Source organism: Klebsiella grimontii (assembly GCF_042137965.1).
Classification (GTDB): domain Bacteria; phylum Pseudomonadota; class Gammaproteobacteria; order Enterobacterales; family Enterobacteriaceae; genus Klebsiella; species Klebsiella grimontii.
Genome location: NZ_CP169721.1, coordinates 1448557 through 1473088 on the forward strand (window position 1 = coordinate 1448557; position 24532 = coordinate 1473088).

Annotated in this window: 20 protein-coding genes and 1 pseudogene; 18 read left to right on the forward strand and 3 right to left on the reverse strand. The window is 59.4% G+C overall.

All coding sequences use genetic code 11. The features are described from left to right. Positions 1 to 2 precede the first annotated feature (2 nt). A complete protein-coding gene (locus ACE3MN_RS06990; protein ID WP_004136525.1) occupies positions 3 to 356 on the reverse strand; it encodes an ArsC family reductase in 354 nt (117 codons plus the stop codon). Positions 357 to 741: 385 nt separating this feature from the next. Between ACE3MN_RS06990 and ypfM the strand changes: the two genes are divergently transcribed. Continuing rightward, the gene (gene ypfM, locus ACE3MN_RS06995; protein ID WP_100181659.1) at positions 742 to 801 is read left to right on the forward strand and encodes a protein YpfM; all 60 of its coding nucleotides are present in this window, start codon (positions 742 to 744) and stop codon (positions 799 to 801) included. Positions 802 to 938: 137 nt separating this feature from the next. Here ypfM and acrD read toward each other — a convergent pair whose 3' ends face one another. After that, on the reverse strand, positions 939 to 4052 hold the full coding sequence (acrD, locus tag ACE3MN_RS07000) for a multidrug efflux RND transporter permease AcrD (protein WP_375364319.1): 3114 nt from the start codon (positions 4050 to 4052) through the stop codon (positions 939 to 941). A 372-nt stretch (positions 4053 to 4424) separates the two neighbouring features. Between acrD and aegA the strand changes: the two genes are divergently transcribed. The 3 genes and pseudogenes from aegA (at position 4425) to ACE3MN_RS07015 (ending at position 8178) form a co-directional block, all read left to right on the forward strand. Further along, positions 4425 to 6389 (forward strand): formate-dependent uric acid utilization protein AegA, encoded by a 1965-nt coding sequence (gene aegA / locus ACE3MN_RS07005; protein WP_024359327.1) that lies wholly within the window; start codon positions 4425 to 4427, stop codon positions 6387 to 6389. A gap of 58 nt (positions 6390 to 6447) precedes the next feature. Next, positions 6448 to 7045, forward strand: a pseudogene (nudK, locus tag ACE3MN_RS07010) (GDP-mannose pyrophosphatase NudK). 65 nt (positions 7046 to 7110) lie between these two features. After that, positions 7111 to 8178: a DUF1176 domain-containing protein gene (locus ACE3MN_RS07015; protein ID WP_024359326.1), complete on the forward strand. Its 1068-nt coding sequence runs from the start codon at positions 7111 to 7113 to the stop codon at positions 8176 to 8178. Here ACE3MN_RS07015 and tkt read toward each other — a convergent pair. Then, positions 8147 to 10141, reverse strand: a complete 1995-nt coding sequence (gene tkt / locus ACE3MN_RS07020) for a transketolase (protein WP_004136533.1) — start codon at positions 10139 to 10141, stop codon at positions 8147 to 8149. The genes ACE3MN_RS07015 and tkt overlap by 32 nt on opposite strands. A gap of 289 nt (positions 10142 to 10430) precedes the next feature. Here tkt and maeB point away from each other — a divergent pair, with 289 nt between their 5' ends. From maeB to eutB, 14 genes are all read left to right on the forward strand, one after another. Next, positions 10431 to 12710, forward strand: coding sequence for an NADP-dependent oxaloacetate-decarboxylating malate dehydrogenase (gene maeB, locus ACE3MN_RS07025; RefSeq protein WP_004136534.1), 2280 nt, complete (start codon positions 10431 to 10433; stop codon positions 12708 to 12710). Positions 12711 to 12869: 159 nt separating this feature from the next. Then, positions 12870 to 13205, forward strand: a complete 336-nt coding sequence (eutS, locus tag ACE3MN_RS07030; protein ID WP_004123425.1) for an ethanolamine utilization microcompartment protein EutS — start codon at positions 12870 to 12872, stop codon at positions 13203 to 13205. A 12-nt stretch (positions 13206 to 13217) separates the two neighbouring features. Next, positions 13218 to 13697: an ethanolamine utilization acetate kinase EutP gene (gene eutP, locus ACE3MN_RS07035; RefSeq protein WP_064343087.1), complete on the forward strand. Its 480-nt coding sequence runs from the start codon at positions 13218 to 13220 to the stop codon at positions 13695 to 13697. After that, a complete protein-coding gene (gene eutQ, locus ACE3MN_RS07040; protein ID WP_024359324.1) occupies positions 13675 to 14367 on the forward strand; it encodes an ethanolamine utilization acetate kinase EutQ in 693 nt (230 codons plus the stop codon). The genes eutP and eutQ overlap by 23 nt, the downstream gene beginning before the upstream one ends. Next, positions 14364 to 15167, forward strand: a complete 804-nt coding sequence (eutT, locus tag ACE3MN_RS07045; protein ID WP_024359323.1) for an ethanolamine utilization cob(I)yrinic acid a,c-diamide adenosyltransferase EutT — start codon at positions 14364 to 14366, stop codon at positions 15165 to 15167. The genes eutQ and eutT overlap by 4 nt, the downstream gene beginning before the upstream one ends. Continuing rightward, complete coding sequence (gene pta / locus ACE3MN_RS07050; RefSeq protein WP_024359322.1) at positions 15164 to 16180, forward strand: phosphate acetyltransferase; 1017 nt, start codon at positions 15164 to 15166, stop codon at positions 16178 to 16180. Before eutT ends, pta begins: the two co-directional genes overlap by 4 nt. A 36-nt stretch (positions 16181 to 16216) precedes the next feature. Next, positions 16217 to 16507 carry an ethanolamine utilization microcompartment protein EutM gene (eutM, locus tag ACE3MN_RS07055; protein ID WP_000387720.1) on the forward strand — a complete coding sequence of 97 codons (291 nt, stop codon included), beginning with the start codon at positions 16217 to 16219 and terminating at the stop codon, positions 16505 to 16507. A 113-nt stretch (positions 16508 to 16620) separates the two neighbouring features. Next, entirely contained in the window at positions 16621 to 16908 is a 288-nt protein-coding gene (eutN, locus tag ACE3MN_RS07060; protein WP_004123418.1) for an ethanolamine utilization microcompartment protein EutN, read from the forward strand. A gap of 11 nt (positions 16909 to 16919) precedes the next feature. Continuing rightward, on the forward strand, positions 16920 to 18323 hold the full coding sequence (locus ACE3MN_RS07065) for an aldehyde dehydrogenase family protein (protein WP_049088214.1): 1404 nt from the start codon (positions 16920 to 16922) through the stop codon (positions 18321 to 18323). 10 nt (positions 18324 to 18333) lie between these two features. Continuing rightward, positions 18334 to 19173, forward strand: a complete 840-nt coding sequence (eutJ, locus tag ACE3MN_RS07070) for an ethanolamine utilization protein EutJ (RefSeq protein ID WP_049133136.1) — start codon at positions 18334 to 18336, stop codon at positions 19171 to 19173. Then, complete coding sequence (eutG, locus tag ACE3MN_RS07075) at positions 19163 to 20350, forward strand: ethanolamine utilization ethanol dehydrogenase EutG (RefSeq protein WP_375364320.1); 1188 nt, start codon at positions 19163 to 19165, stop codon at positions 20348 to 20350. Before eutJ ends, eutG begins: the two co-directional genes overlap by 11 nt. 170 nt (positions 20351 to 20520) lie before the next feature. Continuing rightward, positions 20521 to 21753, forward strand: a complete 1233-nt coding sequence (eutH, locus tag ACE3MN_RS07080; protein WP_375364321.1) for an ethanolamine utilization protein EutH — start codon at positions 20521 to 20523, stop codon at positions 21751 to 21753. Further along, entirely contained in the window at positions 21750 to 23153 is a 1404-nt protein-coding gene (gene eutA, locus ACE3MN_RS07085) for an ethanolamine ammonia-lyase reactivating factor EutA (protein WP_049085972.1), read from the forward strand. Before eutH ends, eutA begins: the two co-directional genes overlap by 4 nt. A gap of 11 nt (positions 23154 to 23164) precedes the next feature. Beyond that, complete coding sequence (gene eutB / locus ACE3MN_RS07090) at positions 23165 to 24526, forward strand: ethanolamine ammonia-lyase subunit alpha (RefSeq protein ID WP_004870740.1); 1362 nt, start codon at positions 23165 to 23167, stop codon at positions 24524 to 24526. Positions 24527 to 24532: the final 6 nt, after the last annotated feature.

A 24532-nucleotide genomic window follows, 5' to 3' on the forward strand; every position in this document is an offset into this window, starting at 1 on the left:
GACTACACCTCGTTAAACTGCTGATAACTTGATTCACTGAAACCCAGCAGCATAGGCTGACCGGGCGCGCAGAGCAATGGGCGTTTAATGATTGCCGGCATTTCCAGCATCAGTTTCGCCGCTGCGTCGGCGTTATTGATACCGGCGCGGACCGTTTCGTCCAGCTTGCGCCACGTTGTCCCTCGGGTGTTAAGCAGCGCTTCCCAGCCGAGTTCAGCGATAAAGGTGTCTAATAAACTGCGATCCAGACCGTCGACACGATAATCATGAAAACGATATTCTATCTGCTGGGCTTCCAGCCAGCGGCGGGCCTTTTTTATGGTGTCGCAGTTTTTTATCCCGTACATGGTGAGCATGATTAAACCTTTCCCGTTGAATTAAATGATTAGCTAAGATTCTTCCGAATATATAAGCCTTCAATAAATAATACGTGAATTGTTTTAATAAATATCATTTTTTCCCCCTGATATATATCCAGGTTTACACTCTGAACATTTTTTGCGCGCCGAACGGCGGCTACTGCTAGCGGCAGGGCGATCCTGGCACGATAGGCTGATGTGCAAATGTTGCTAAATGTTGCTGTTGGTCACATTAAATTGCTCAAATTAGGCTCATAGTACTTACGAATGAAAGGGGTATTCAGCAGGGGGGTAATGATAGTCATCAGAGCGATAGCGCAAACCATCTTTTAACCATCAATGAATTTGCATAAAATCACCCATAATAATAAGAGAGGCTATTATGATTGAACACGAACTGGGGAACTGGAAAGACTTTATCGAAGGCATGCTTCGTAAATAGTTTTCCGCAATAAAAGCATGGCGATTTCACAGGCAGAATAATAATGCAGTTGAAGCGACCACATGAAAAAGGCGACCTGTCCGGTCGCCTTTTCTGTTATTTGGCCCCGGCGAAAATATCGTCAGGGCGCGTCCCGATTATTGCGGCCGATCCTTGAGCGGGAAGCGGCGGCGCACCAGCACGAAGAACAGCGGCACGAAGAAGATAGCCAGCACCGTGGCGGAGATCATCCCGCCCATTACCCCGGTGCCGACGGCATGCTGGCTGCCGGAGCCCGCCCCGGTACTGGTGGCCATTGGCAGTACGCCGAAGATAAACGCCAGCGAGGTCATCAGGATTGGCCGCAGACGCTGGCGGCAGGCGGAGAGCGTGGCGGTAAGCAGATCTTCGCCTTTCTGATTCAGTTCATTGGCAAATTCGACGATCAGAATGGCGTTTTTCGCCGACAGGCCGATTACCGTCAGCAGGCCCACCTGGAAATAAACATCGTTTTCCAGACCGCGCATCCAGGTCGCCAGCAGCGCGCCGATAACCCCCAGCGGCACCACCAGCATCACCGAGAACGGCACCGACCAGCTTTCGTACAGCGCCGCCAGGCACAGGAACACCACCAGTAGCGAGATGGCGTAAAGCGCTGGCGCCTGCGCCCCGGAGAGGCGTTCCTGATAGGACATCGCCGTCCATTCGAGGCCAAAGCCGTTCGGCAGCTGCTGGGCCAGCTCCTCCATAAGCGTCATGGCGGTACCGGTACTGACGCCCGGCGCGGCTTCACCGACGATTTCTACCGCCGAGTAGCCGTTGTAGCGCTCCAGACGCGGTGAACCGGTCTCCCAGCGCGAGGTGGCGAAGGCGGAGAAGGGCACCATCGTGCCGCTGCTGTTGCGTACGTACCACAGATTGATATCGTCCGGCAGCATGCGATACGGCGCCGCCGCCTGAACGTAGACCTTCTTCACGCGGCCGCGGTCCATAAAATCGTTGACGTAGCTTGATCCCCACGCGGTCTGCAGCGTGTCGTTGATATCGTCAATAGAGACGCCCAGCGCCTGCGCTTTACGCTGATCGATATCCACCTGCAGCTGCGGGCTATCGTCGAGGCCGTTGTGGCGCACGCGGGTGAGCTGGTTATTTTTAGCGGCCAGCTCCAGCAGGGTATCGCGGGCGGCCATCAGCGCTTCGTGCCCGTTGCCGGAGTGATCCTCCAGTTCCATATCGAAACCGGCGGAGCTGCCCAGACCGCTGATGGCCGGCGGGCTGCTGGCAAAGACGCGCGCTTCTTTAATTTTGTTAAACGCTTTGGTTGCGCGTTCGATGATGGCGAAAGAGGAGCCGGTGGTGGGATCGCGTTGGTCCCAGTCTTTCAGGCGTACGAACATACGCGCCACGTTCTGGCCGTTGCCGCCGGGGCCGGAACCGATGGTCGCGAACACCGATTCAACATTTTGCTTCTCATTGTTCAGGAAGTAGTCTTCCGCCTGCTGCACCACCTTCAGGGTTTGCTGCTGGGTCGAACCGCTTGGCAACTGCACCGAGGTGGTAAACATGCCGCGGTCTTCCAGCGGCAGGAACGACGTAGGCAGATGCAGAAACAGAAAGACCATTCCGCCCAGCAGCAGGACGTAGATCATTATCCAGCGTAGCGAACGATGAAGAATTTTGCCGACCGCGGTTTCGTAGCGGCTGGCGTTACGGTTAAAGGTGCGGTTAAACCAGCCGAAGAAGCCCCGCTGTCCGTGGGTTTCGCCTTTGTGAACCGGTTTTAACAGCGTGGCGCACAGCGCTGGCGTCAGGATCATCGCCACCAGAACCGACAGCACCATCGCCGAGACAATGGTAATCGAGAACTGGCGGTAGATCGCGCCGGTGGTGCCGCCGAAGAAGGCCATCGGCACAAATACCGCTGATAGCACCATGGCGATACCGACCAGCGCGCCCTGGATCTGACCCATGGATTTTCGCGTCGCTTCCCGCGGCGAGAGGCCCTCCTCGCTCATGATACGCTCGACGTTCTCCACCACTACGATGGCATCGTCCACCAGCAGGCCTATCGCCAGCACCACCGCGAACATGGTTAAAGTGTTAATGCTGTAGCCGCAGGCGTAGAGGACGGCAAAGGTCCCCATCAGCACTACCGGAACGGCGATGGTCGGGATCAGCGTGGCGCGGAAATTTTGCAGGAACAGATACATCACGAGGAACACCAGCGCGATGGCCTCAAGCAGCGTTTTCACCACGTCGGTAATCGATGCCTTCACAAATGAGGTAGTTTCGTAAGCGACTTTATATTCCAGGCCGTGCGGGAAGTACTGGGAGAGTTCGTTCAGGCGGTCGATCACGCGTTCGGCGGTCGCCATTTCGTTTGCGCCAGAGGCCAGCTTAACCCCCAGCCCGGACGCCGCCTGGCGGTTGTAGCGGCTGAGGTAATCGTATTTTTCCGCTCCCATCTCGACGGTGGCGACGTCACCGAGGGTGACCTCCGAACCGTCCTGATTAACCCGCAGGGTAATATCACGGAACTGTTCCGGCGTTTGTAACAGCGATTGTGAATTAATCGTCGCGTTGAGCGCCTGTTTGTCCACCGATGGCGTGCCGCCCAACTGGCCGACGGCGATCTGCGCGTTCTGCGAAGAGATGGCATCGGTGACGTCTTTTGCCGTCATTTGAAAGCTGTTGAGCTTGGCCGGATCGAGCCAGATGCGCATCGAATACTGGGAACCATAAGCGTCAATGTCGCCGACGCCATTCACCCGGCTGAGCGGGTCCTGAATATTACTGGCGACGTAGTCGGCGATATCCTGTTTATCCATGCTGCCGTCGGTGGAGACGAAGGCGATCGTCAGGATATTGGTATCCCCGGTTTTACGTACCGTTACGCCCTGGTTCTGGACGGCCTGTGGGAGCTTACGCATCGCCGATTGCAGCTGGTTCTGCACCTGCTGGACGGCTTCATCCGGGTCGGTTCCGGCGGTAAAGCTCAGCGTCACGGTGGCCTGTCCGGTGCCGCTGCTCTGGGATGACATATACATCAGGTTGTCGAGACCGGTCATATTCTGCTCGATAACCTGAGTGACGGTATTTTCCAGCGTCTGTGCCGAAGCGCCGGGATAGTTTGCTGTGATCCGCACGTTGGGTGGGGCAAGTTCAGGATATTGCTCAACGGGAAGCGACAAAATTGCGAGGGTACCGGTCAGGCATAAAAGGATTGCCAGAACCCACGCAAAAATGGGGCGATCGATAAAAAAATTCGCCATCAGAATTAGGACCTCATTTTGCACATTTTTTTGTTATTGCACAGCCTGTGACACTCTAGCGGCAAGCCCTCAGGCAATCGTGGAGAAAATAAGGAGATAGTGTAATTTATCGTGTGCCTTTTATGGCAGCGTAAAGAACTCTCCTTCTATCTCTATCAGCGCCTGCTTTTCTGCGCGCCGCCGCAAACGTGATCATTATTACTTAGCTAAATAAAACGTAATTTCATTTAAGTCAAAAAAATTGATCCACCTCGGGTTATTACCAAAAAATCGGCAACCTGTGCAAATGCACATTGTTCCGGCACCGTTTTGTCGGGTAATAGATAGTCATGCGAATTGAGGGGTTATTCACCACGAAGACTGAAGGATGTCATGAACCACTTTATTTTAAGCGATAGTCATAAATGCATCGGATGCAAGGCTTGTGAGGTTGCCTGCGTCATGGCGCATAACGATGAGCAGCATGTATTGACCCCGCAGCGTTTTCTGCCGCGTATTACGGTTATCAAGCGCGAGCAAAAACGTAACGCCGTAACCTGTCACCATTGTGAAGGGGCACCGTGCGCCCGCAGTTGTCCGAATGGCGCTATCAGCCAGTTTAACGACAGCGTCCTGGTGAATCAGGAGAAATGTATCGGCTGTAAATCCTGTATGGTTGCCTGCCCGTTTGGCGTGATGCAGATCGTCCTGACGCCGGTAGAGGAGGGCAGAGTCAAAGCGACGGCGCATAAATGCGATTTGTGCGATGGTCGCGAAGAGGGCCCCGCCTGCGTGCAAAACTGTCCGGCCGAGGCGCTGCAGCTGGCGACGGACAGCACGCTGCTGAATCTGGCGAAGCAGCGGCGTCAGCGCGCGGCGCGTCTGGGTCATCCCGGCGCGGCGGTATTGGCGTGTTCCGCCGGAAAAGTCGCGCAGATGGCCGCGACGCCGCCGCGCGGCGAGCCCGACAAGCTATCCGCCGAGACCCGTAAGGCGAACTTTGACGAAATTTATCTGCCATTCAGCGCTGGTCAGGCCAACCGCGAGGCGGAACGCTGCCTGAAGTGCGGCGAGCACAGCATTTGTGAATGGACCTGCCCGCTGCATAACCACATCCCCCAGTGGATCGAGCGCGTAAAAGAAGGGGATATCTCCGCCGCCGTTGAGCTCTCTCACCAGACTAACTGCCTGCCGGAAATTACCGGCCGCGTCTGCCCGCAGGATCGCCTGTGCGAAGGGGCCTGCACGCTGCGCGATGAGCATGGTTCGGTGACCATCGGCAATATTGAACGCTATATCTCCGACCAGGCGCTGGCCAACGGCTGGCGGCCGGATCTTTCTCAGGTCGTTGAAAGCGGCAAGCGGGTGGCGATTATCGGCGCGGGTCCTGCCGGGCTTGCCTGCGCCGACCGGCTGGTGCGCAATGGCGTGAGTCCGGTGGTCTTTGACCGCCATCCGGAAATCGGCGGCCTGCTGACCTTTGGTATTCCGGCCTTTAAGCTGGATAAATCTCTGCTGGCCCGGCGGCGGGAAATCTTTACCCAGATGGGCGTGCGCTTTGAGCTGAACTGTGAGATAGGCAAAGATATCCCGCTGACGACGCTGCTTGATGACTATGACGCGGTATTTATTGGCGCCGGAACCTATCGCTCGATGAAAGCGGATCTGCCGAATGAAGACGCGCCCGGCGTATATGACGCGCTGCCGTTCCTGATCGCTAACACCAAACAGGTGATGGGGCTGCTGGAGCTGCCGGAAGAGCCTTACGTCAACACCGAAGGGCTGAACGTCGTGGTGCTCGGCGGCGGCGATACGGCGATGGACTGCGTGCGCACCGCGCTGCGCCACGGCGCGAAGCAGGTGACCTGCGCCTATCGTCGCGATGAAGCCAACATGCCCGGTTCGAAGAAAGAGGTGAAAAACGCGCGCGAAGAGGGGGCGCAGTTTGAATTTAACGTCCAACCGGTGACCCTGGAGCTGAACGAAGAGGGGCACGTCAACGGCGTACGCTTTCTGCGCACCCGGCTGGGCACGCCTGATGCTCAGGGGCGCCGCAGCCCGTCGCCGATCCCCGGAAGCGAGTTTGTCATGCCCGCCGACGCGGTGATCATGGCCTTCGGTTTCCATCCGCACGGTATGCCGTGGCTGGAATCCGTCGGCGTTAAGCTCGACAGCCGCGGGCGGATTAAAGCCAATGTGGAAAGCCGCTATCGCTATCAGACCACCCATCGTAAAGTGTTTGCCGGCGGCGATGCGGTGCGCGGCGCCGATCTGGTGGTGACCGCCATGGCGGAAGGCCGCCACGCGGCGCAGGGGATCATGGATTTCCTCGGCGTTAAATCGATTCCGCTTCACTGACGACAAAGCGGGTTCCGCAGCGTAGTATGATATCGTTATTTCACGCTGTGGGGCCCGTATGTCACTCAATATCAACGTTATCAAAGATAAAATCCTCTCCGAAAACTGGTTCGTTCTGCGCAACATGACCTATGAACTGACGCGCAGCGACGGCAGCGTGGTTCGCCATAGACGCGAAGTCTACGATCGCGGCAACGGCGCTACCATCTTGCTGTATAACCGCCATAAGCAGACCGTCGTGCTGGTTCGCCAGTTCCGCATCGCGACCTGGATAAACGGCAACGAAGACGGGATGCTGATCGAAACCTGCGCCGGGCTGCTGGACAGCGACGAGCCGGAGGAGTGCGTGCGTAAAGAAGCCATTGAAGAGACCGGCTTCGAAGTCGGTGAAGTGCGCAAACTGTTTGAACTGTTTATGTCGCCCGGCGGCGTCACCGAGCTTATCTATTTCTTTATTGCCGAATATGACGATACTCAGCGGGCCAACGATGGCGGCGGCGTTGATGATGAAGATATTGAGGTGCTGGAGCTCCCTTATCATCGGGCGCTGGAGATGATGGCGAACGGGGAGATCCGCGATGGCAAAGCGGTGATCCTGCTGCAGTATTTGCAAACCTCCGGGCTGATGAACGGGGATCTCTGATAAATCCGATTGAGTAAAACCTCGCCGCTGGTGAACATAGCCGCTGTGTATGGCGTTTTTTCCGGGGTTGTGCCGCTCATGTTGCATCGGGTTATTTTATTTCTGCTTTTCGGTTTACTGCCGACGTCGCTGGTGCGGGCGGCGCCGGCGCAACAGCTCTTCAATGACTGGCAGGTAACCTGCAACAATCAGAACTTCTGCGTGGCCCGCAACGTCGGGCTGCATCACGGCCTGGTCATGACCCTCACCCGCAGCGCCGGGGCGGCCACCAGCGCCAGCCTGCGTATTGAGCTCGGCGGCGTGGGCAACCCGGTCGCGGCGCTGGCGCCCATTGCGCCGCGCCTTCGCCTCGATGGTAAACCCCTGTCCCTGGGCGATAAACACTGGCAGATCGCCGACAAACTGCTTAAAACCGACGATAGCGTCACCATTGATGCTTTCCTGCAGCAGGTGCAGGACGCGCAGACGATGACGCTTGAAAATGGCCTACAGAGTATCTCTCTACAGGGGCTGAAAGCCGCTCTGCTGTTTATCGATAACCGGCAGAAGCGCGTGGGGAGCGAAACCGCGTGGGTGGGGAAGGGGGAAGAGCCGCCGCTCAGCGTTCCGCCTGCGCCGGCGCTGCGGTCGGTAGCGAGAATCGACGTCGCGCAATCGCCCCTCAGCCGCGATGAACTTAACGATTTAATGGATTACGGCAACGAGCGCATGAACAGCAGCGCCTGTTCGCTGGATCCGTTTCGCCGCGAGGTGCGGGTTGCCGCGCTAACCGACGATAAGGTTTTGCTGATGACCAGCTGTGAAGCGGGCGCCTACAACACCATTTGGCTGGCCTGGCTGGTGTCGCGTCAGCGACCGTATATTGCTCATCCGCTACGGCTTACGCTGCCTTTCCAGCCGCCCGGCGATGTGCCGCGTGACGTCGAGCTGGTGAACGCCCGCTACGACGATCGACGCCAGGAGCTGGTGACGCTGGATAAAGGGCGCGCGCCCGGCGACTGCGGGACGCAAACACGCTGGCGCTATGACGGCCAGCGCTTTAGCCTGGTACGCTACGCGCAGCAGCCGCAGTGTGATAACTGGCAGGGGCCAGACGCCTGGCCCACGCTATGGGTTACCCGTTCTGTACCTCGTCCCCTACGCTGACGATATGCTCAACGGTAAAGCCGAAGTAAGGGAAGAGCTTATCGGCCGGGGCCGATTCACCGTAGCCGGTCATGCCGACAATTTTTCCTTTTAGTCCCACATATTTATACCAGTAGTCGGCGATCCCGGCCTCCACGGCGACGCGGGCGCTGACGTCCGATGGCAGCACGGACTCCCGATAGGCTTCATCCTGGGCATCAAACACGTCGGTCGATGGCAGGGAGACTACGCGCACGTTCACCCCTTTGGCCAGCAGCTTCTCCGCGGCCAGAACGGTGATCTCGACCTCTGAACCGGTGGCTATCAGGATCAGGTCCGGCTTGCCGCCGGCGTCCTTCAGTACGTAGCCGCCGCGGGCGATATTCTGTACCTGCTCCGGCGTGCGCGCCATCTGGGTCAGATTTTGCCGGGAGAGGATCAGCGCCGTCGGCCCGCTATGACGCTCTACCGCCAGTTTCCACGCCACCGCGGCCTCGACCTGATCGCACGGTCGCCAGGTGCTGAAGTTTGGCGTCAGGCGCAGGCTGGCCAGCTGTTCTACCGCCTGGTGCGTCGGGCCGTCTTCGCCGAGACCGATGGAGTCGTGGGTATAGACCATTATTTGCCGCGCTTTCATCAGCGCCGCCATACGCGCCGCGTTGCGGGCATATTCGACGAACATCAGGAAGGTGGCGGTATAAGGTACAAACCCGCCGTGGTGGGCGATGCCGTTGGCGATGGCCGTCATCCCGAATTCACGTACGCCGTAGTGAATATAGTTACCCGCCGGATCGTCTTTCAGCGAAGTCGAACCTTTCCAGATGGTCAGGTTACTCGGCGCGAGATCCGCGGAGCCGCCCAACAGTTCCGGTAGATGTGGGCCGTAGGCATCGAGGGCATTTTGCGAAGCCTTACGAGTGGCGATTTTCGCCGGATTGGCCTGCAGTTCAGCGATATATTTCCGCGTCGTTTCATCCCACGACTCAGGCAGTCCGCCGCTCATACGCCGCGTAAACTCCGCTGCCAGCTGAGGATGGGCCTGCTGATAGGCGGCAAACTTCTCCTCCCAGCTTTTCTGCGCTTTTTGTCCCTTTTCACGCGCGTCCCAGGCCCGGTAAATCTCTTTTGGGATCTCAAACGCCGGGTGATGCCAGCCCAGCTGCTGGCGCGCCAGCGCTACTTCCTGTTCTCCCAGCGCGGCGCCGTGAGCCTCTTCTTTGCCGGCTTTATTCGGTGAACCAAAGCCTATCACCGTACGGCAGATAATTAGCGAGGGTTTGTCCTTCACGCTCTGGGCTTCCAGAATCGCTTTCTTCACGGCTTCGGGATCGTGGCCGTCAATTTCATGCACCACATGCCAGTGATAGGCCTCAAAGCGTTTTGCCGTGTCATCGGTAAACCAGCCTTTGGTTTCGCCATCAATGGAAATGCCGTTGTGGTCGTAGAAGCCGATCAGCTTGCCCAGTCCTAGCGTACCCGCCAGAGAGCAGACTTCGTGAGAAATCCCCTCCATCAGACAACCATCGCCCATAAACACGTAGGTAAAGTGGTCGACGATCTCATGGTCTGGCTGATTAAACTGCGCCGCCAGCGTGCGCTCGGCGATAGCCAGCCCCACCGCGTTCGCCAGCCCTTGCCCCAGCGGCCCGGTGGTGGTTTCAACCCCCGGGGTATAGCCGATTTCCGGGTGGCCCGGCGTTTTGGAATGCAGCTGACGGAAGTTTTTTATCTCTTCGATGGGCAAATCATAGCCCGTCAGATGCAGCAGGCTGTAGAGCAGCATCGACGCGTGGCCGTTGGAGAGAATAAAGCGGTCGCGATCGTACCATTGCGGGTTTTCAGGATTGTGCTTAAGGAAATCGTTCCACAGCACCTCTGCGATATCGGCCATGCCCATCGGCGCGCCGGGGTGGCCGGAGTTGGCTTTCTGGACTGCATCCATACTCAGGGCGCGGATGGCGTTAGCGAGTTCTCTACGGGACATAATGTGCTCCTGAAACAATAGGTTGTATGAGTTTTTATTGGTTTAGGATAGAGAGGATGATGAGTTGCATAACTAAAAAGCATAGCAGACGGGGCTATCATTGCTTCTGAAACTAAGTTACATAAACATTATAAATCGATAACAAATATAACTTTGTTATGGCGAGAGTTTGGCGGTGTTCAAAGTTTACGAAGCCGTCAGGCGAGATACTAGGTGACCCTTTAGGGTGAACACCAGGTAGGCCATTACGCTTCACCCCCTACGATCGATACGTGAAAGGAACGATAAAATGGATGAGCAGTTAAAACAAAGCGCCCTTGATTTCCACGAATTCCCGGTCCCCGGAAAAATCCAGGTCTCCCCGACAAAACCGCTGGCTACCCAACGCGATCTGGCCCTGGCCTACTCGCCGGGCGTCGCCGCGCCCTGTCTGGAAATCGAGAAGGACCCGCTGGCAGCCTATAAATATACCGCGCGCGGCAACCTCGTCGCGGTGGTCTCCAACGGCACGGCCGTACTGGGGCTGGGCAATATCGGCGCGCTGGCCGGTAAGCCGGTGATGGAAGGCAAAGGCGTTCTGTTTAAAAAGTTCGCCGGCATCGATGTGTTCGATATTGAAGTCGATGAGCTGGACCCGGACAAATTTATCAACGTCGTTGCGGCGCTGGAGCCGACCTTCGGCGGTATCAACCTCGAAGATATCAAAGCGCCGGAGTGCTTCTACATCGAGCAAAAGCTGCGCGAGCGCATGAATATTCCGGTCTTCCATGACGATCAGCACGGGACGGCGATTATCAGTACCGCGGCGATTCTCAACGGGCTGCGGGTGGTGGAGAAAAACATTTCCGACGTGCGGATGGTGGTCTCCGGCGCGGGCGCGGCGGCGATCGCCTGTATGAACCTGCTGGTGGCGCTGGGAATGCAGAAACACAACATCGTGGTCTGCGACTCGAAAGGCGTTATCTATAAGGGCCGTGAGCCGAATATGGCGGAGACGAAGGCGGCCTATGCGGTAGAAGACAGCGGCAAACGCACGCTGGATGACGTGATTGACGGGGCGGACATTTTCCTTGGCTGCTCAGGCCCGAAAGTGCTGACTCCGGAAATGGTGAAAAAAATGGCCCGCGCGCCGATGATTCTGGCGCTGGCCAACCCGGAGCCGGAGATTCTGCCGCCGCTGGCGAAAGAGGTACGCTCCGACGCCATTATCTGTACCGGACGTTCTGACTATCCGAACCAGGTAAACAATGTTCTGTGCTTCCCGTTCATCTTCCGCGGGGCGCTGGACGTCGGCGCAACGGCGATTAACGAAGAGATGAAGCTGGCGGCAGTACACGCGATTGCCGAGCTGGCGCACGCCGAACAGAGCGAAGTGGTGGCCTCCGCCTACGGCGATCAGGACCTGAGCTTCGGCGCGGAATATATCATTCCGAAACCGTTCGACCCGCGGCTGATCGTTAAGATCGCCCCGGCAGTGGCGAAAGCGGCGATGGACTCCGGCGTGGCGACCCGCCCGATCGCCGATTTTGACGCCTACATCGAGAAGCTCAGCGAGTTCGTCTACAAAACGAACCTGTTTATGAAGCCGATTTTCTCCCAGGCGCGTAAAGAGCCGAAGCGGGTAGTGCTGGCGGAAGGGGAAGATTCCCGCGTCCTGCACGCGACCCAGGAACTGGTCTCTCTTGGGCTGGCGAAACCGATTTTAATCGGTCGCCCGGGCGTCATTGAGATGCGAATCCAGAAGCTAGGGCTGCAGATTAAAGCCGGGGTTGACTTTGAGATCGTGAATAACGAATCCGACCCGCGCTTTAAAGAGTACTGGAACGAATATTACAGCCTGATGAAGCGCCGCGGGATCACTCAGGAGCAGGCGCAGCGGGCGGTGATCAGCAATACCACGGTGATCGGCGCGATCATGGTGCAGCGCGGCGAAGCCGATGCGATGATCTGCGGCACCATCGGTGACTATCACGAGCATTACAGCGTCATACAGCCGCTGTTCGGCTACCGCGAAGGGGTTCATGCGGCCGGGGCGATGAACGCGCTGCTGCTGCCGAGCGGCAACACCTTTATCGCCGACACCTATGTCAATCACGATCCGTCGCCGGAGCAAATTGCCGAAATCACCCTGATGGCGGCGGAAACCGTTCGTCGTTTCGGTATCGAACCGCGGGTGGCGCTGCTGTCGCACTCGAACTTTGGCTCCTCGGACTGCCCGTCCGCCAGCAAAATGCGCCAGGCGCTGGAGCTGGTGAAGGCGCAGGCGCCGGAGCTGATGATCGATGGCGAAATGCACGGTGATGCCGCGCTGGTGGAAAGCATTCGTAATGAGCGGATGCCGGATAGCCCGCTGAAAGGCTCGGCTAATATTCTGGTGATGCCGAATATGGAAGCGGCGCGTATTAGTTACAACTTACTTCGCGTCTCCAGCTCCGAAGGCGTCACCGTCGGACCGGTGCTGATGGGCGTCGCGAAGCCGGTGCATATTCTGACGCCAATTGCTTCGGTACGGCGTATCGTAAATATGGTCGCGCTGGCCGTTGTCGAAGCGCAAACTCAGCCACTGTAATTTTCATTTAATTATTTCAGGCGCGGGAATTCTCCCGCGCTTTTTTATTTCTGTTTATAAGTGATCTATCTCACCTTTCAAATCAACTTGCCGAATTTTGTTATTTACTCCCGCGGAAACTTGTCACGATAAGCGCAAGTTTTAGCGGAGCGGTGAGCCATGGATAAAGAACGCATCATTCAGGAATTTGTACCCGGTAAGCAGGTGACGCTGGCGCATCTGATCGCGCATCCGGGGGCAGAACTGGCGAAAAAGATCGGCGTTCCCGAATCTGGCGCTATCGGCATTATGACCTTAACCCCTGGAGAAACCGCGATGATCGCCGGTGATTTAGCGATGAAGGCCGCCGATGTGCATATCGGTTTTCTCGACCGGTTTAGCGGCGCGCTGGTGATCTACGGCTCGGTCGGCGCGGTAGAAGAGGCGCTGCTACAGACGGTAAGCGGGCTCGGTCGATTATTAAATTATACCCTCTGCGAGTTAACCAAAAGCTAATTAGGTGCGGCGATGAAACGTATTGCATTTGTCGGTACGGTGGGCGCGGGAAAAACAACGCTATTTAATGCGCTGCAGGGAAATTATTCCCTCGCGAGAAAAACGCAGGCCGTGGAATTTAATGAAGAAGGCGATATCGACACCCCGGGAGAATATTTCAGCCATCCGCGCTGGTACCACGCATTAATTACCACGCTGCAGGATGTCGATATGCTGATTTATGTCCACGCGGCCAACGATACCGAAAGTCGCTTACCCGCTGGGCTACTGGATATTGGCGCGAATAAACGACACATCGCCGCGATTAGCAAAACGGACGTGCCGGACGCCGACGTCGCCGCGGTGCGGCAACTGCTGTACGAGATGGGGTTTCAGGAACCGATTTTCGAACTCAACGGTCACGATCCGCAAAGCGTAAAGCATCTGGTGAATTACCTGAGTGAGCTCAGCCAAAAGGAGGAAGGGGCAGGTGAAGAAACTTATCACAGCTAACGATATTCGTGCGGCCCACGCACGAGGCGAAGCGGAAATATCGGTTGTGCTGCGCGCCAGCATCATCACCCCGGAAGCCCGCGAAGTCGCGGAGCTGCTGGGCGTCGCCATCCGGGAGTGCGATGAATCTGCGCCAGAGCCGGCGGCACCGGCGGCAGAGGATAAAACCGAAAGCCAGCGCATTCGCGAAACCATTATCGCGCAGCTGCCGGAAGGGCAGTTTACCGAAAGCCTGGTGGCGCAGCTAATGGAAAAAGTGATGAAGGAGAAGCAGTCGCTGGGGATGGACGCGATGCAGCCCAGCTTTAAGGCGGTTACCGGTAAAGGCGGCGTGAAGGTTATTGACGGCGGCAGCGTGAAGTTCGGCCGCTTCGACGGCGCGGAGCCGCACCGGGTCGGCCTGACGGATTTAATTACCGAGCAGGACGGCAGCAGCATGGCCGCCGGGTTTATGCAGTGGGAAAACGCCTTTTTCCCGTGGACGCTGAACTATGACGAGGTCGATATGGTGCTGGAGGGCGAACTCCACGTGCGCCATGAAGGCGAAACCATGGTGGCCAAAGCCGGGGACGTGATGTTTATCCCGAAAGGCTCCAGCATTGAATTCGGCACGCCGTCGACGGTGCGCTTCCTGTATGTCGCCTGGCCTGCGAACTGGCAATCGCTATGAAAGATTTCATCACCGAAGCCTGGCTCAGAGCGAATCATACGCTCAGCGAAGGGGCAGAAATTCATCTGCCCGCCGACGCCCGCCTGACGCCATCGGCCCGGGAGCTGCTGGAAAGCCGCCGTCTGCGCATCAAGTTTATCGACGAGCAGGGCAGCCTGTTTGTTGATGACGACGCGCAGCAGCCGCAGCCGGTACACGGTTTGACCAGCAGCGACACGCACCCGCAGGCCTGTTGCGAACTGTGCCGCCAGCCGGTGAAGAAAAAGCCGGACACCCTGACCCACCTGACGGCGGAAAAAATGGTCGCCAAAAGCGACCCGCGGCTGGGCTTTCGCGCCGCCCTCGACGCCACTATCGCCCTGGCAGTCTGGCTGCAAATCGAACTGGCGGAGCCCTGGCAGCCGTGGCTGGCGGATATCCGCTCGCGCCTCGGCAACATTATGCGCGCCGACGCCCTGGATGAACCGCTGGCGGCGCAGTCCATCGTCGGGCTGAACGAGGATGCGCTGCACCGGCTTTCCCACCAGCCGCTGCGCTATCTCGACCACGATCATCTGGTGCCGGAAGCCAGCCACGGCCGCGATGCCGCGCTGCTCAATCTGCTGCGCTGTAAAATTCGTGAAACGGAAACGGTCGCCGCGCAGGTCTTTATTACCCGCAGTTTTGAGGTATTGCGCCCGGACCTTCTGCAGGCGCTGAACCGCCTCTCCAGCACCGTCTACGTGATGATGATTTTAAGCGTGGCGAAACATCCGCTGACCGTCAGCCAAATCCAACAGCGTCTGGGAGGGGAGCAATGATTATTGAACGCGCCCGTCAGCTCGCTTTGCGTTCACCCGCCCGGGTGGTGTTTGCGGACGCGCTGGATATTCGCGTCCTCAAAGCGGCGCACTATCTCCAGCAGCAGGGGCTGGCAAAGCCGATTTTGATCGCCAGCCCTTTTGCCCTGCGCCAGTTCGCCCTCAACCATCGCCTGCCGATGGACGGTATGCAGATCGTCGACCCGCTCAGCAACCGGCAAATACGCGCAGCGTTTGCCCGGCGCTGGCTGGACCGCGCCGGGGAAAAAACGCCGCCGGACGCCGAGGAAAAACTCAACGACCCGCTGATGTTCGCCGCCGCCATGGTCGGCGCCGGTCAGGCCGACGTGTGTATTGCCGGTAATCTCTCCTCAACGGCGAACGTGCTGCGCGCCGGATTACGCATTATTGGCCTTCAGCCTGGCTGCAAAACGCTGTCGTCGATTTTTCTGATGCTTCCGCAGTACGCCGGACCGGCATTAGGGTTCGCCGACTGCAGCGTGGTGCCGCAGCCGACGGCGGCGCAGCTGGCGGATATCGCCATCGCCAGCGCGGAGACATGGCAGGCCATCACCGGCGAAGAGCCGCGCGTGGCGATGCTGTCGTTTTCCAGCAACGGCAGCGCCCGTCATCCCAACGTCGCCAACGTACAGCAGGCCACCGGGATCGTACGCCAGCGCGCCCCGCAGCTGATGGTTGATGGCGAACTGCAGTTTGACGCCGCCTTCGTTCCGGAGGTCGCCGCGCAAAAAGCGCCCGCCAGTCCGCTACAGGGCCGGGCCAACGTGATGGTTTTTCCCTCGCTGGAGGCGGGCAACATTGGCTACAAAATCGCCCAGCGCCTGGGCGGCTACCGCGCGGTCGGGCCGCTGATTCAGGGACTTGCCGCGCCGCTTCACGACCTCTCCCGAGGCTGTAGCGTGCAGGAAATTATCGAACTGGCGTTAGTGGCAGCGGTGCCGCGCCAGACTGACGCGAGCCGGGTAAACCGCTCGCAAACACGGGTTGTATAAACGGTCCCGTTCTGGACCCCATGAGAGGAAAACACAATGGAAGCATTAGGAATGATTGAAACCCGGGGCCTGGTTGCGCTGATTGAGGCCTCTGACGCGATGGTAAAAGCCGCGCGCGTGAAGCTGGTTGGCGTGAAGCAGATTGGCGGCGGTCTGGTGACCGCGATGGTGCGCGGCGATGTGGCGGCGTGCAAAGCGGCGACGGATGCGGGTGCCGCGGCGGCGCAGCGCATTGGCGAGCTGGTCTCAGTGCACGTTATTCCGCGCCCGCATGGCGATCTGGAAGAGGTGTTCCCCATCAGTTTCAAAGGCGACAGCAACATTTGACTCACGGCCGGATAGCCGCGCAAGCGCCGCTATCCGGCATTAACGCGCGCTATTGCCTGATGGCGCTGCGCTTATCAGGCCTACGACTCACCACGTAATCCAGGGAGGCGGGTATGAAACTGGCAGTCGTCACGGGACACATTGTCTGCACCGTCCGCCATCAGGGGCTGGCGCACGACAAGCTGCTGATGGTGGAGATGATTGATGCCGCAGGGAAGCCTGACGGGCAGTGCGCCGTCGCCACCGATAGCATCGGCGCGGGGGCCGGGGAATGGGTACTGCTGGTGAGCGGCAGCTCGGCGCGACAGGCGCACCGCAGCGAGGCGTCTCCTGTCGATTTGTGCGTCATCGGTATCGTCGATGAAGCGGTGGCCGGCGGTCAGGTGATTTTCCATAAATAGGACTGAACATCATGAATCAACAGGATATTGAACAGGTGGTGAAAGCGGTACTGCTGAAAATGACGGACAGCAGCAAGCCGGACAGCACCGTTCATGAAATGGGCGTCTTCGCCTCCCTTGATGACGCCGTCGCGGCAGCAAAAGTGGCTCAGCAGGGGCTGAAAAGCGTGGCGATGCGTCAGCTGGCGATTCACGCCATTCGCGAGGCGGGCGAAAAATACGCCAGGGAATTAGCGGAGCTGGCGGTGAGCGAAACCGGCATGGGCCGGGTGGAGGATAAATTTGCCAAAAACGTGGCGCAGGCGCGCGGTACGCCGGGCGTGGAGTGCCTCTCTCCGCAGGTGCTGACCGGCGATAACGGCCTGACGCTGATTGAAAACGCGCCGTGGGGCGTGGTGGCCTCGGTCACCCCATCCACCAACCCGGCGGCGACGGTGATTAATAACGCCATCAGCCTGATTGCCGCGGGCAACAGCGTGGTGTTCGCCCCGCATCCGGCGGCGAAAAAGGTCTCTCAGCGGGCGATTATGCTGCTCAACCAGGCGGTGATTGCCGCGGGCGGCCCGGCCAATCTGCTGGTCACCGTGGCGAACCCGGATATTGAAACGGCCCAGCGGCTGTTTAAGTACCCCGGCATTGGTCTGCTGGTGGTCACCGGCGGCGAAGCGGTGGTGGAGTCCGCGCGAAAACATACCAATAAACGTCTGATCGCCGCCGGGGCCGGTAACCCGCCGGTGGTGGTCGACGAAACCGCCGACCTGGCGCGCGCCGCGCAGTCCATCGTCAAAGGCGCCTCGTTTGATAACAACATCATCTGCGCCGACGAAAAGGTGCTGATTGTTGTCGATAGCGTTGCCGACGAATTGATGCGCCTGATGGAAGGCCAGCAGGCGGTGAAGCTCACCGCCGCTCAGGCCGAGCAGCTTCAGCCGGTGCTGCTCAAAAATATCGACGAGCGCGGCAAAGGCACCGTCAGCCGCGACTGGGTTGGCCGCGACGCCGGCAAGATTGCCGCAGCCATCGGCCTGAACGTTCCGCCGCAGACGCGTCTGCTGTTCGTTGAAACCCCGGCCAGCCATCCGTTTGCCGTCACCGAACTGATGATGCCGGTGCTCCCGGTGGTACGGGTGGCCAACGTCGACGAAGCCATCGCGCTGGCGGTTCAGCTGGAAGGCGGCTGCCACCATACGGCGGCGATGCACTCGCGCAATATCGACAACATGAACCAGATGGCGAACGCCATTGATACCAGCATTTTCGTCAAAAACGGGCCGTGCATCGCCGGACTCGGCCTGGGCGGGGAGGGCTGGACCACCATGACCATCACCACGCCAACCGGGGAGGGGGTGACCAGCGCGCGCACCTTTGTCCGCCTGCGCCGCTGCGTGCTGGTAGACGCCTTCCGAATTGTATAAGGGATGACCGATGGCACACGACGAACAACGTTGGCTCACGCCCCGGCTGCAAAAAGCGGCGGCCCTGTGTAACCAGACGCCTGCGCTCAGCGGTTCGCCGCTGTGGCTGGGCGTGGATTTAGGCACCTGCGATGTGGTGTCGATGGTGGTCGACGGCGACGGGCAGCCGGTTGCGGTGTGCCTCGACTGGGCGGACGTGGTGCGCGACGGCATCGTCTGGGATTTCTTCGGCGCCGTCACCATCGTGCGCCGCCATCTCGACGCGCTGGAACGGCAGCTTGGCTGCCGCTTCACTCATGCGGCGACCTCATTTCCGCCGGGCACCGACCCGCGTATTTCGATCAACGTGCTGGAGTCCGCAGGGTTAGAGGTGAGTCACGTACTCGATGAACCGACCGCGGTGGCGGACCTGCTGCAGCTCGATAACGCCGGCGTGGTGGATATCGGCGGCGGCACCACCGGGATCGCCATCGTGAAGCGCGGCAAGGTGACCTACTCCGCCGATGAAGCGACCGGCGGCCACCATATCTCCCTGACCCTTGCCGGTAACCGCCGCATCCCGCTGGAAGAGGCGGAGCAGTACAAGCGCAGCAACGCGCAGGAGATTTGGCCGGTGGTGAAGCCGGTGTACGAAAAGATGGCGGAGATCGTCGCTCGTCATATTGACGGTCAGGGAATAGCCGATTTGTGGCTGGCGGGCGGCTCCTGCATGCAGCCGGGCGTGGATGCGCTGTTTCGTAAGCGCTTCCCGGAATTACAGGTGCATTTACCGCAGCACAGCCTGTTTATGACCCCGCTGGCGATAGCCAGCAGCGGGAGAGAGAAAGCGGAGGGAATCAATGCAAGCTGAACTGCAGACGGCGCTCTTTCAGGCATTCGACACCCTGAATTTGCAGCGGGTGAAAACCTTCAGCGTGCCGCCGGTGACGCTGTGCGGCCTCGGCGCGCTCAGCGCCTGTGGCCAGGAAGCGCAAGCGCGAGGCGTAAACCATCTGTTTGTGATGGTCGACAGCTTCCTGCATCAGGCGGGACTGACCACGGGGCTTGCGCGCAGCCTGGCGGTGAAAGGCGTGGCCATGACCGTCTGGCCCTGTCCGCCAGGGGAGCCGTGCGTTACCGACGTCTGCGCGGCAGTGGCGCAGCTGCGCGAAGCGAAGTGCGACGGCGTGGTGGCCTTTGGCGGCGGTTCGGTGCTGGACGCGGCGAAAGCGGTGGCGCTGTTGGTCACCAACCCAGAGCAGACGCTAAGTGAGATGACGGAAAGCAGCGTACTGCGCCCGCGTCTGCCGCTGATTGCGGTGCCGACCACCGCCGGAACCGGCTCAGAAACCACCAACGTGACGGTGATCATCGATGCGGTCAGCGGGCGCAAGCAGGTGCTGGCCCACGCCTCGCTCATGCCGGACGTGGCGATTCTCGACGCCGCCCTGACCGAAGGCGTTCCGCCCCAGGTGACGGCGATGACCGGGATAGACGCGCTGACCCACGCCGTTGAGGCGTACAGCGCGCTCAACGCGACGCCCTTCACCGATAGTCTGGCGCTTGGCGCGATAGCGATGATCGGCCAGGCGCTGCCGAAAGCCGTGGGTTACGGCCACGACCTCGCCGCCCGCGAAAGTATGCTGCTGGCTTCCTGCATGGCGGGAATGGCTTTTTCCAGCGCCGGTCTGGGCTTATGCCATGCGATGGCGCATCAGCCCGGCGCGGCGCTGCATATTCCACACGGGCAGGCTAACGCCATGCTGCTGCCAACGGTGATGGCGTTTAACCGCATGGTATGCCGCGAGCGGTTCAGGCAAATCGGCCGGGCGCTCATCGCTAAAAAAACCGATGACCACGAGGCAATCGCCGCCGTTGAGGCGCTGATCGCTGAAGTCGGCCTGAGCAAACGACTCTCTGATGCCGGGGCGAAGCCCGAACATTTCAGCGCATGGGCGCAGGCGGCGCAGGAAGACATTTGTCTGCGCGCCAATCCACGCACCGCCACCCGGGAGCAGATTATCGATCTGTACGCGGCGGCGCACTAATGCGGCCTTAACACCGGCGAATTTTCCCGGAGGCGATGCTGCGCATCTGTCCGGGCTACAAGCCTGGCAAGCCGCGCTGAACCGGTAGCCCGGGCAAGGCGCTTTGCGCCGCCCCCGGGGGAAGACCGCAGAGTGTTAATACAAATCTTAAATGACAGGGAGTAAAGGCTATGGGAATTAACGAAATCATCATGTACATCATGATGTTCTTTATGCTGATTGCCGCCGTGGACAGGATCCTGTCGCAGTTTGGCGGTTCGGCGCGCTTTCTCGGCAAGTTTGGCAAAAGCATCGAGGGATCCGGCAGCCAGTTCGAAGAGGGCTTTATGGCGATGGGCGCGCTGGGCCTGGCGATGGTCGGGATGACCGCGCTGGCGCCGGTACTGGCGCACCTGCTCGGGCCGGTGATTATTCCGCTGTATGAAATGCTCGGCGCCAACCCGTCGATGTTCGCCGGAACGCTGCTGGCCTGCGATATGGGCGGCTTCTTCCTCGCCAAAGAGCTGGCGGGCGGTGACGTGGCGGCGTGGCTCTATTCCGGCCTGATCCTCGGGGCGATGATGGGGCCGACGCTGGTGTTCTCCATTCCGGTCGCGCTCGGCATCATCGAACCCTCCGATCGCCGCTACCTGGCGCTGGGCGTGCTGGCCGGGATCGTCACGATTCCGATCGGCTGTATCGCCGGCGGTCTGGTGGCCATGTACTCCGGCGTGGAGATTAACGGACAGCCGGTAGAGTTCACCTTCGCGCTGATCCTGATGAATATGATCCCGGTGCTTATCGTCGCGGTGCTGGTCGCGCTGGGGCTGAAGTTTATTCCGGAAAAAATGATCAACGGCTTCCAGATCTTCGCCAAATTTCTGGTGGCGCTGATCACCATCGGCCTGGCGGCGGCGGTCATCAAGTTCCTGCTTGGCTGGGATCTGATCCCAGGGCTTGACCCGATCTTTATGGCTCCCGGCGACCAGCCCGGCGAGGTGATGCGCGCTATCGAAGTTATTGGTTCGATCTCCTGCGTGCTGCTCGGCGCTTACCCGATGGTGTTGCTGCTGACCCGCTGGTTTGAAAAGCCGCTGATGCGCGTCGGTAATCTGCTGAAAATCAATAATATGGCTGCCGGCGGCATGGTGGCGACGCTGGCTAACAACATCCCGATGTTCGGCATGATGAAGCAGATGGATACCCGCGGCAAAGTGATCAACTGCGCGTTCTCCGTCTCCGCCGCATTCGCGCTGGGCGACCACCTGGGCTTCGCCGCCGCTAACATGAACGCCATGATCTTCCCAATGATCGTCGGCAAGCTGATCGGCGGCGTCACCGCTATCGGCGTGGCGATGCTGCTGGTGCCAAAAGATGAAAACGTACCCGCGGCAGCGAAAACCGAAGCGGAGGCGCAATCGTGAAAACTCGCCAGCTGCTGAGCGTAGGTATCGATATCGGCACCACCACCACTCAGGTGATCTTCTCCCGCCTTGAGCTGGTTAACCGTGCGGCGGTGTCGCAGGTGCCGCGCTACGAATTCATCAAACGCGAAATTAGCTGGCAAAGCCCGGTCTTCTTCACACCTGTCGATAAGCAGGGCGGTCTGAAGGAGGCCGAACTCAAGACGCTGATTCTGGCGCAGTATCAGGCCGCCGGCATTGCCCCCGAATCGGTGGATTCCGGGGCGATCATTATTACCGGCGAAAGCGCGAAAACCCGTAACGCCAGGCCGGCGGTGATGGCGCTCTCGCAGTCGCTGGGCGATTTCGTGGTGGCCAGCGCCGGGCCGCACCTGGAGTCGGTGATTGCCGGTCACGGCGCCGGGGCGCAAGCCCTGTCGGCACAGCGCCTGTGCCGGGTTCTCAACATCGATATCGGCGGCGGCACGTCAAACTATGCCCTGTTTGACGCCGGCAAAGTCAGCGGCACCGCCTGCCTCAACGTCGGCGGTCGCCTGCTGGAGACCGACGGCCAGGGGCGCGTGGTCCACGCGCATCAGCCTGGACAGATGATTGCCGATGCGGTTTTCGGCCCCGGAACCTGCGCCCGCTCGCTGAGCGCCGGGCAGCTTACCCAGGTGGCGCGGCGGATGGCGGAGCTGATCGTCGAAGTCATCGACGGCGCGCTCTCCCCGCTGGCGCAACGGCTGATGCAAACCGGCCTGCTGCCCGCAGGCGTTAAGCCTGAGGTGATTACCCTTTCCGGTGGAGTGGGCGAGTGCTATCGCCACCAGCCCGCCGACCCGTTCTGTTTTTCTGACATTGGACCGCTGCTGGCCACGGCGCTGCACGAGCATCCGCGCCTGCGTGAGATGAACGTGCAGTTCCCGGCGCAAACCGTGCGCGCCACGGTGATTGGCGCCGGCGCGCACACGCTTTCGCTCTCTGGTAGCACCATCTGGCTGGAGGGGGTTCAGCTACCGCTGCGCAACCTGCCGGTGGCGATCCCGCTTGATGACGCCGATCTGCTGAGCGCCTGGCAGCAGGCGCTGATGCAGCTCGATCTGGATCCTAAAACGGATGCTTACGTGCTGGCGCTTCCCGCATCGCTACCGGTGCGCTACGCCACCCTGCTGGTGGTGATTGACGCGCTACTGGCTTTTGTCGCGCGCTTTCCCAACCCGCATCCACTGCTGGTGGTGGCGGAGCAGGACTTTGGCAAAGCGCTGGGCATGCTGCTGCGCCCGCAATTACAACAACTCCCGCTGGCGGTCATCGATGAGGTGAGCGTCCGGGCGGGGGACTATATCGACATTGGTACGCCTCTTTTTGGCGGATCGGTTGTGCCGGTGACGGTGAAATCACTCGCATTTCCTTCCTGAGGGAACGACTTATGAAACTAAAGACCACATTGTTCGGCAATGTTTATCAGTTTAAGGATGTAAAAGAGGTGCTGGCTAAAGCCAACGAATTGCGTTCGGGGGATGTGCTGGCGGGCGTGGCGGCGGAAAGTTCGCAGCAGCGCGTGGCGGCGAAGCAGGTGCTCTCCGATATGACGGTCGCCGATATTCGTAACAACCCGGTGATTCCGTATGAAGAGGATTGCGTGACGCGCCTGATCCAGGACGACGTCAACGAAACCGCCTATCAGCGGATTAAAAACTGGACCATCAGCGACCTGCGCGAATACGTACTCAACGATGAAGTCACCAGCGACGATATTGCGTTTGTGCGCAAAGGGCTGACCTCGGAAGTGGTGGCGGCGGTGGCGAAGGTTTGCTCCAACGCCGACCTGATCTACGGCGCGAAGAAAATGCCGGTGATTAAAAAAGCCAACACCACCATCGGCCTGCCGGGCACCTTTAGCTGCCGTTTACAGCCAAACGACACTCGTGACGACGTGCAGAGCATTGCCGCGCAAATCTACGAAGGGCTGTCCTTCGGTGCGGGCGATGCGGTGATCGGCGTCAACCCGGTGACCGATGACGTGGAGAACCTGACCCGCGTCCTCGATACCGTCTATGGCGTTATCGATAAATTCAATATCCCCACCCAGGGCTGCGTGCTGGCGCACGTCACCACTCAGATTGAAGCCATTCGCCGCGGCGCCCCGGGCGGCCTGATCTTCCAGAGCATCTGCGGCAGCGAAAAGGGGCTAAAAGAGTTTGGCGTGGAGCTGGCGATGCTCGATGAGGCGCGGGCGGTCGGCGCCGAGTTCAACCGTATCGCCGGGGAGAACTGCCTGTACTTTGAAACCGGGCAGGGCTCGGCGCTGTCGGCTGGTGCCAACTTCGGCGCCGATCAGGTGACGATGGAGGCGCGTAACTACGGCCTGGCGCGGCACTACGATCCGTTCCTCGTCAATACCGTGGTGGGCTTTATCGGGCCGGAATATCTCTATAACGATCGGCAGATTATTCGCGCCGGTCTGGAAGACCACTTTATGGGCAAGCTGAGCGGCATCTCGATGGGCTGCGACTGCTGCTACACCAACCATGCCGACGCCGACCAGAACCTCAATGAAAACCTGATGATTCTGCTCGCCACCGCCGGCTGCAACTACATCATGGGCATGCCGCTCGGCGACGACATCATGCTCAACTATCAGACCACCGCGTTTCACGATACCGCCACCGTCCGTCAGCTGCTGAATTTACGGCCGTCGCCGGAGTTCGAACGCTGGCTGGAAACCATGGGCATTATGGCAAACGGTCGTCTGACCAAACGGGCGGGCGATCCGTCACTGTTCTTTTGATGACGC